Genomic DNA, 8,862 nt, shown 5'->3' with positions numbered 1-8,862 from the left:
CGTGATGCGTCACCACGATCAGCGCGAACCCGCCATGATTGCGAAACGCCGCAACCGTGTGATGCAGCACCGGCTTGCCTCCCAGCATTTGCCATTGCTTGGGCACATCGCCCCCGGCGCGGTTGCCACGCCCTGCGGCGGTAATGATGACGGCGCTGGTCATGGTGTTTTCCTGTGGGTCCTGGGCCTTTGCCTCGTTCTAGGCGATGCCTTCGGGAAGGGCAATTGGCGCATAGCGTCGGAAATCTGCCTGAATTTCAGGCAACGCCGGTTTTTCGCGCATTTTTCGCCGGTGAAGATTTGTGTTTCCGTCAAAGCAGGGCTAATTGAGCGCAACACCCATCCATGAAAGCGCTGCACCTTGCACCTTGGCCCCTTGACCATTGATCCGCCCGTGTTGCTGGCCCCGCTTGCCGGAATCACCGATCTGCCGTTTCGGCGGCTGGTGGCCGGTTTCGGTGCGGGTCTGGTGGTGTCGGAAATGGTGGCAAGCCAGGAGGTGGTGCAGGCGCGGCCTTTGGCCCGTGCTCGGGCGGAGCTGGGCTTTGATCAGCAGGCGACCTCGGTGCAGCTTGCCGGGCGGGAGGCGTATTGGATGGCCGAAGCCGCGCGCTATGTCGAAGGCATGGGCGCGCAGGTGATTGATATCAACATGGGCTGCCCGGCGAAGAAGGTGACGACGGGCTACTCCGGTTCGGCCCTTATGAAAGACCCTGACCATGCGCTGTCGCTGATTGAGGCGGTGGTGAAGGCGGTCAAGGTGCCGGTCACGCTGAAAACCCGGCTTGGCTGGGATGATGACATGCGCAACGCGCCGGAGATTGCTCGGCGGGCGGAAAGTGCAGGGGTTGCAATGATCACCATTCACGGGCGCACCCGTTGCCAGTTCTACAAAGGCGCTGCGGATTGGGGCGCAATCCGCGCCGTGAAAGACGCGGTGCGGGTGCCGGTAGTGGCAAATGGCGACATTATCGGCCCGGCAGAAGCACGCGCAGCACTTGCCGCATCGGGTGCGGATGGGGTGATGGTCGGGCGTGGCGCGCAGGGGCGGCCTTGGCTGCTGGCAGTGATTGCGGCGGACCTTTTTGGGCAAGCTGCACCCGCCATTCCACAAGGGGCCGCCTTGGGGGATATGGTGGTGGCACATTATCAGGCGATGCTTGGCTTTTACGGCACCGAACTTGGCGTAAAGGTCGCGCGCAAACATCTGGGCTGGTATCTGGAAACCGCCGGACTGGAAGCCGCGCGCCGCCATATCATGACCGAAACCGCGCCCGCCCGCGTGATCGCTGCGCTGCACGCCGCATTTGCCGATGCCGGGCAGGTTGCCGCATGATGGGTGACGCCGCTCTCTGGGCCTCGCTGCCTATTCCGGCGCTGTTGGTCGATGCCTTGGGGCAGGTCGTGGATGTGAACCCCGCTGCGGAACTGTTCCTGAACCTGTCGCGGCGCAGCCTGAAAGGCGCGCCATTGCTGGACCGCTTGCATATCGACGCCCCGATGGAGGAGGCAATGGCGCGGGTACTTGCACATCATTCGGCACTGGTTATCAACGAGGCAGAGATCACCACGGGAGCGCGTCCCCCGGTGCCATGCCGCTTGCAGCTTGCGCCGATGCAGGACGGCTCCGATCTGCAACTGTTGCTGATCACCCCGCGAGAGATTGCGGACCGCCTTGGCCGGGCCGCCTCCGCCAAAACGGCAGCCAAATCGGTGATCGGCATGGCGGAAATGCTGGCGCATGAGATCAAGAACCCGCTGGCGGGTATTTCGGGTGCGGCGCAGCTTCTGGCGATGAACCTTTCGGCCGAGGATCGCGAGCTTTCTGATCTGATCGTGGAGGAAACCCGCCGGATCGTTGCCCTGCTCGATCAGGTCGGCCAGTTCGGCAACCTGCGCCCCCCCGAACGCCGGGCGGTGAACGTCCATGATGCGCTGGATCGTGCCCGCCGCTCCGCTCAGGTCGGCTTTGCCCGCGATATGGCGATCGTGGAGGATTACGACCCTTCCTTGCCCGATTGCTTTGCAGACCCCGACCAGTTGATGCAGGTTTTCCTGAACCTTATCAGGAATGCTGCCGAAGCCTCTGGCCCCAATGGCGGGACCATCCGATTGCGGAGCTATTATGACCTGTCGCTGCGCCTGCGCGGGGTCACCGGGCCGGGCAACCCCTTGGCCTTGCAGGTGGAAGTGATTGACGACGGGCCCGGATTGCCCACGGATATCGCGTCGAGCGTATTCGATCCCTTTGTCTCCGGCCGCGAAAATGGCAGCGGGCTGGGCCTCGCGCTGGTTTCAAAAATCATTCTGGACCATGACGGCTGGGTCGCGGTGGAATCGGTGCCGGGGCGCACGGTGTTCCGGGTATCGCTCCCCATCGCCCCCATTCCGAAAGCAGGAGGTTAAGCCATGGATGGCACAGTGCTTGTTGCCGATGACGATCGCACGATCCGCACGGTTCTGACGCAGGCGCTGACGCGGGCGGGCTGCAAGGTGCATGCCACCGCCAGCCTTGTGACCTTGATGCGCTGGGTGGAGGAGGGCAAAGGCGATCTGGTGATTTCAGACGTGATGATGCCTGATGGCAACGGCTTGCAGGCGCTGCCAGAGATTGCGCGTCTGCGCCCCGGTCTGCCGGTCATCGTGATTTCAGCGCAAAATACCATCATGACCGCGATCAAGGCAGAGGAGGCGGAGGCGTTCGACTATTTGCCCAAACCCTTCGATCTGCCTGACCTGATGAAACGCTGCGCCCGCGCGTTGGACCGCAAGCGTCGCCTCGCCCCGCGCGCGTCACCAGCGCCGCGTGAGCTTGCGGATGATTTGCCGCTGGTCGGGCGCACAGCAGAGATGCAGGGGCTTTACCGTCTGGTCGCGCGGGTGATGAATACCGACCTACCGGTATTGATCACCGGCGATTCCGGCACCGGAAAATCACTGCTCGCGCGCGCGATACACGATTTTTCCGACCGCCGAGGCTTGCCATTCGTCGTGGTGCATGCCGCTGATCTTGCGGGCGTCGATGCGTTGGCTGCGGTTTTGCCGCGCGCGCGCGGCGGCAGTCTGGTCTTTGACGAGATCGCGGATTTCGATGCTGACACACAGGCCCGGATTGCGCGGATGCTCGATATGTTCGGTGATAACGCGCCACGGGTAATGGCGATTTCGCAAAGTGACCTGGCAACAGCGATGGAGGCGGGCGATTTTCGCCGCGATCTGTTCTATCGTTTGGGCGGCGTGACAATCGCGGTTCCGTCATTGTGCGCGCGGGTGGAGGATATCGACCTCTTGGCGGAACACTTTCTGGCGCGAGGGGAGCGGGACACCGGCGCGATTCGCAGGTTGTCGCCACCGGCACGCGCACTGCTGCGCAGTTACAGTTGGCCCGGCAATGTGCGCCAGTTGGAAAACGCGATGCGTCGATTGCTTGTAACCTCCGCCGAACCAGAGATCAGCCGGGCCGAAGTCGAAGCGATGCTGATCCACCAGCCGGAGAGGGAGGCTTTGCGCGCGGGCGCGGACGGTGAGAAGCTCTCCGCCTCGGTCGCGCGACATTTGCGTCGCTATTTTGACCTGCACGGTGGCGAATTACCGCCGAACGGGGTTTACAGCCGGATTTTGCGCGAATTTGAAGCCCCTTTGATCGAAATCGCGCTTGATGCAACCTCTGGAAATCAGGCTAAATGTGCCGATCTTCTCGGGATCAACCGCAATACGTTGCGTAAGAAGATCACAGATCTGGAAATTCGCGTGACACGGCGGCGCAAGTTGATGTAAAAGCGCCACAGTAGGCGTGGCTTTCGGGTGAATCCGGTGATGCGCGCCGAAAGGGGCGGATCATTGGGTGGTCTGCCGACACCGCGGGGATTGATCGGTTGGCGGCTGCGATGCGAAGCAACACCTGGGAACGGCTTTCGCGTCTGCGTCGTCAACGCCGGGTCCAGACCATAATGACCTTCACGCTGGTCATTCTTGGGCCGGTCCTGACACTCGCGACTTTCATGGCGCTGGGGCCGTTTGACCAAGGTGCGACCTCGCTTTTCCTGCGGCTGATCCTGCTTGCCGATCTGGTCTATGTTTTGGTTGTGGCGGCGTTGGTGATGGCGCGGGTGTCGCGGATGATTTCGGACCGGCGCAGCCAATCCGCAGGGTCGCGGCTGCATTTGCGCCTGTCAGGGATTTTCGCTTTGTTGGCTTTGACCCCGACCGTTTTGGTCGCGGTGTTTGCGGTGGTCACTTTCAACGTGGCGCTGGAGGGGTGGTTTTCCCAACGGGTGCGCGATGTGGTCGGCAATTCTCTGGCCGCAGCGCAGGCTTATGATGGCGAGCATCGCCGCGATCTGACCGAAGATGCGGCGAGCCTTGCCGCATATCTGAACGTGACCAAACAAAGCCGCTTCTTTCTGGCCGATGATGAGTTGCGCCCGATCCTGACCCAAGGCCAGACCCAGATTCAACGCGGGCTGAAGGAAGCCTATCTGGTTGACGGTTCCGGCGCGTTGAAAACACGGGGGGAGCGGTCCTATCTGTTTGATTTTGAACCACTCACCGAAGCGGAGCTTGCCCGCGCCAAGGCAGGGGAAACCGTGCTGATCGAGGATTGGCCCGACAACGAGTTGCGCGCGCTGGTCTATCTGACCGCCTACGTCGACCGCTATTTGTACGTTTCACGCAAGGTCGATGGCAATATCCTGAGCCTGCTGGACGAAACCCGCGAAACGGTGACGCTGTATCAGCAGTTGGAACAGGAACGCGGACGATTGCTGTTTGAATTCGGGCTGCTTTACCTCGGCTTCGCGGTGATCCTTATTTTGGCGGCGATCTGGTTGGGCCTTTGGCTGGCGGAACGTCTGGCGCGCCCGGTCGGACGGCTTGCCGGGGCGGCGCAGAAAGTTGGCAGCGGCGATCTGGACGTGCAGATTCCCGAGGAAGACGGCGATGATGAGATTGCGATGGTCGGCCGGTTGTTCAACCAGATGACCCGCCAGTTGAAGGGCCAGCGCGAGGCGCTGATAGAAAGCAACGTCGAGACCGAAGGCCGGCGGCGCTTGTTCGATTCAGTTCTGTCGTCGGTTTCAGCGGGGGTGATCGGTCTGGATGCCGAAGGGCAGGTTGATTTCGTCAACCGCGCTGCCGAACGGTTGCTGGAATTGAAGGCGCGGATGGACGGGCAAGAGCTTTCCTTGGCTGTTCCGGAATTTGATAAATTGTTCAACCGGTTGCGCGATGGTCATGGTGCCTCGGTGCAGGAGGAAGTGCGCCTGACCCGCAAGGGGCGGATGGAAAGCCTGTTGGTGCGGATGAGCGAACGCCGCTCCGATACCGGAGTGTTGGAGGGGTTTGTGGTGTCCTTTGATGACGTGACTGACCTCGTATCGGCGCAGCGGATGGCCGCTTGGGGTGATGTCGCCCGCCGCATCGCGCATGAAATCAAGAACCCGCTGACGCCCATCCAGCTTTCCGCCGAACGGATCAAGCGCAAGTTTCGCCCCTTGGTTGGTGACAAGGCCGATGATCTGGACCAGTACGCCGATGTTATCGTAAGGCAAACCAACGACTTGCGCCGCATTGTTGATGAGTTTTCCAAATTTGCCCGCATGCCGGAGCCGATGAGGCGAGAGGAAGATTTGGCCAAAATCCTGCGCGATGCGGTGGTGCTGCAAGAGGCGGGACAACCCAGTGTCCATTTTGTTACGGACATTCCGGCGGGTCCGGTCCTGATGGATTTGGATTCGACGATGATTTCGCAGGCTTTGACGAATTTGGTGAAGAACGGCGGGGAAGCCATTGATAGTTATATTGAAACTGGCGCTGGTGACGGATTTTCACCGCAGATCCGGATATCGCTGACGGCGCAACCGGAACAGGTTGTCATCCGCATCGCCGACAATGGCATCGGCCTGCCGCCAGATCGGGCGCGGCTGTTTGAGCCTTATGTTACCACGCGCGAAAAGGGCACCGGGCTTGGCCTGCCCATCGTGAAGAAGATCATCGAGGAGCATGGCGGCACGCTTTCGCTTCTGGATGCCGAGATTTTTGACGGAAACACCCATGCCGGGGCGATGGCTGAGATCATCCTGCCACGGCTGAAGGCACGCAACAACGGTCGCAAGGCCGAGGGGGAAAAATGAGCAGTATCCTGATCGTAGACGATGAACGTGATATCCGCGAATTGATTGGAGATATTCTGGAGGACGAAGGCTATACCGTGCGTTTGGCAGGTAGTTCCGATGAATGTATGGCACAGATCGCGGCGGAGGCTCCCGCGCTGATGATCCTCGATATCTGGCTCAAGGACAGCCAGATGGACGGGATCGACATTCTGAAAACCGTGAAACGCGACAATCCGGATGTGCCTGTGGTCATCATTTCCGGTCACGGCAACATTGAGATTGCCGTCGCAGCGATCAAGCAAGGCGCTTATGATTTCATCGAAAAGCCGTTCAACATTGACCAGTTGATGGTCGTTGTCAGCCGCGCGATGGAAACCAGTCGCCTGCGTCGCGAAAACACCGATCTGCGGCGACGTGATGTAACCGCATCGGATATGATTGGTTCAAGTACGGCGTTCAAGACCTTGAAATCACAGCTTGAAAAAGTAATGAAGTCCAACGGTCGCGTGATGCTGTCCGGCCCTGCCGGGGCAGGCAAGGAACTGGCGGCGCGCTTTATCCACGCCAATTCCAACCGTGCCTCCGCGCCTTTTGTCACCGTGACCTCGGCCACGATCGAACCTGATCGCATGGAAGAAGTGCTCTTTGGCCGAGAATCGTCGGAACGCGGGGTGGAGCAAGGGCTGCTGGAGCAGGCGCATGGCGGCGTGATCTATTTCGACGAGGTGGCCGAAATGCCGCTTGGCACCCAGACCAAGATCCTGAGGGTGCTGGTGGATCAGCAATTCACGAGGTCCGGCGGCGTTGACAAGGTGCGCGTTGATTTGCGCGTCATCTCCTCCACCACCCGCGATTTGCGTGCCGAAATTGCCGGGGGCCGCTTCCGGCAGGAACTTTATGACCGGCTGAACGTAGTGCCGATCCCGGTGCCGAGCCTTGAGGATCGGCGCGAGGATATTCCGGAACTGACCAGCTATTTCATTGATATGTTCCACCGCACCCAAGGTCTGCCCGCCCGCACCCTGACCAATGAAGCCGAAGCGATGCTGCAAACCATGCAATGGCCCGGCAACGTGCGCCAGTTGCGCAACGTGATTGAACGGGTATTGATCCTTGGCGACGCGGCGGGGCCGGTCGATGTCAAGGAACTGCCGGGGCAGGAACCGACAGGACGTGAGGATGGCCGCCTTGTCCTTGGTGGCGCTTTGGCGACATTGCCCTTGCGCGAGGCGCGCGAGTTGTTCGAGAAGGAGTATTTGCTGACCCAGATCAACCGCTTCGGCGGCAATATCAGCCGCACTGCGAGTTTTGTCGGCATGGAGCGTTCGGCCCTGCATCGCAAGCTGAAATCTTTGGGCGTGGTGACGACCAACAAATCCGGCGCGCGCATGGCACGGTTGGAGGATGACGAGGAAGATGACGGCTAGACCCCGCCCTCGCTTCAGATTGACCATGGCGGCGGCATCTGCCAATGAAGGTGCCGGACAACCGCGACCACGGAGAGACAGGCCATGAAAGTTATCATCTGCGGCGCGGGGCAGGTGGGGTGGCAGATCGCGCGCCACCTGTCCGGTGAAAACAACGATGTAACGGTGGTGGATTTCAACGCCGATCTGGTGCGCCGCGCCACGGATACACTGGATGTGCAAGGCATTGTCGGCTTTGCCAGCTATCCGGACGTGCTGGAACAGGCCGGCGCGCGCGATGCCGATATGATCATCGCCGCGACCCATTCGGATGAGGTGAACATGGTCACCTGCCAAATCGCCCATTCGATCTTTTCGATCCCGCGCAAGATCGCGCGTTTGCGGTCGCAAAGCTATCTCGATGCAATTTATGCCGATCTTTATCGCCGCGACCACATGCCGATTGATGTGGTGATCAGCCCGGAGAAAGAGGTGGCTGAGGCCGCGCTGCAACGCCTGGCCGCCCCCGCGACCTTTGATACCGAAAGTTTCATGGGCGGCAAGGCGCAGCTTTTGGGCATCGTGCTGGATGCGGAATGTCCGGTGCTGAACACGCCGTTGCGGCAATTGACCGAACTGTTTTCCACCCTGCGCGCCATTGTCGTCGGCGTGCGCCGGGATGAGCGGTTGTTCGCGCCCGATCCCGGCGACCAGTTGTTCGAGGGCGACCGGATCTATGTGTTTTCCCACACCGAAGACCTCAACCGCACGTTGGAGATTTTTGGCAAGACCACGCGCAAGCAGGAACGGGTGGTGATCGTCGGTGGTGGCAATGTCGGCCTTGGCGTCGCTCGCGCGCTGGAGGCGCGGACCGAACGGCTGCGCGCCAAGATGATCGAGAAGAACCGCACCAAGGCCGAACGCGCCGCCGACAGCCTGGAACGGACCATCGTGCTGAATGGTGACGGGATGGATATGGATATCCTGATGGAGGCCGGGATCGACCGCGCCGATGCGGTGCTGGCGGTGACCGATGACGACAAGACCAACCTTCTGGTTGCTGTGCGCGCGAAACAGGCAGGTTGCCCGATGACCATTGCGCTGGTCAATGATCCGACCCTTGTGCCGCTTATGGCTGCATTGGATATCGACGCTTTCATCAACCCGCGTGCCACGACCGTATCCTCCATCCTGCGCCATATCCGGCACGGACGGGTGCGGGCGATTTATTCATTGGGCGATGGTGAGGCGGAGGTGATCGAGGCGCAGGTTCTGTCAACCTCGCCACTGGCCGGGAAACTGCTCCGCGACATTGAATTCCCCGAAGGGGTGCTGGTCGGCGC

Annotated in this window: 7 protein-coding genes; 6 read left to right on the top strand and 1 reads right to left on the bottom strand. The window is 60.7% G+C overall.

Annotated elements, in window-relative coordinates; all coding sequences use genetic code 11:
- Positions 1-163 (bottom strand): 2-C-methyl-D-erythritol 4-phosphate cytidylyltransferase (locus tag L0H65_RS08890; RefSeq protein WP_301458517.1); only part of this gene is annotated, 163 nt, incomplete at its 3' end.
- A gap of 198 nt (positions 164-361) precedes the next feature.
- Between L0H65_RS08890 and dusB the strand changes: the two genes are divergently transcribed.
- The 6 genes from dusB to trkA form a co-directional block, all read left to right on the top strand.
- Positions 362-1,336: a tRNA dihydrouridine synthase DusB gene (dusB, locus tag L0H65_RS08885; RefSeq protein ID WP_301458516.1), complete on the top strand. Its 975-nt coding sequence runs from the start codon at positions 362-364 to the stop codon at positions 1,334-1,336.
- Complete coding sequence (locus tag L0H65_RS08880; RefSeq protein ID WP_301458515.1) at positions 1,333-2,406, top strand: nitrogen regulation protein NR(II); 1,074 nt, start codon at positions 1,333-1,335, stop codon at positions 2,404-2,406. Before dusB ends, L0H65_RS08880 begins: the two co-directional genes overlap by 4 nt.
- A 3-nt stretch (positions 2,407-2,409) precedes the next feature.
- Positions 2,410-3,777 (top strand): sigma-54 dependent transcriptional regulator, encoded by a 1,368-nt coding sequence (locus tag L0H65_RS08875; RefSeq protein ID WP_301458514.1) that lies wholly within the window; start codon positions 2,410-2,412, stop codon positions 3,775-3,777.
- Between the two features lie 110 nt (positions 3,778-3,887).
- Positions 3,888-6,131 (top strand): PAS domain-containing sensor histidine kinase, encoded by a 2,244-nt coding sequence (locus tag L0H65_RS08870; RefSeq protein WP_301458513.1) that lies wholly within the window; start codon positions 3,888-3,890, stop codon positions 6,129-6,131.
- Positions 6,128-7,540, top strand: a complete 1,413-nt coding sequence (locus tag L0H65_RS08865) for a sigma-54 dependent transcriptional regulator (protein ID WP_301458512.1) — start codon at positions 6,128-6,130, stop codon at positions 7,538-7,540. Before L0H65_RS08870 ends, L0H65_RS08865 begins: the two co-directional genes overlap by 4 nt.
- A gap of 84 nt (positions 7,541-7,624) precedes the next feature.
- A partial coding sequence (trkA, locus tag L0H65_RS08860; RefSeq protein WP_301458511.1) for a Trk system potassium transporter TrkA occupies positions 7,625-8,862 on the top strand: 1,238 nt, incomplete at its 3' end.

This window comes from Pseudorhodobacter sp., assembly GCF_030452865.1.
Taxonomy (GTDB): Bacteria; Pseudomonadota; Alphaproteobacteria; order Rhodobacterales; family Rhodobacteraceae; genus Pseudorhodobacter.
This window is presented reverse-complemented; position numbering and strand designations above follow the sequence as displayed.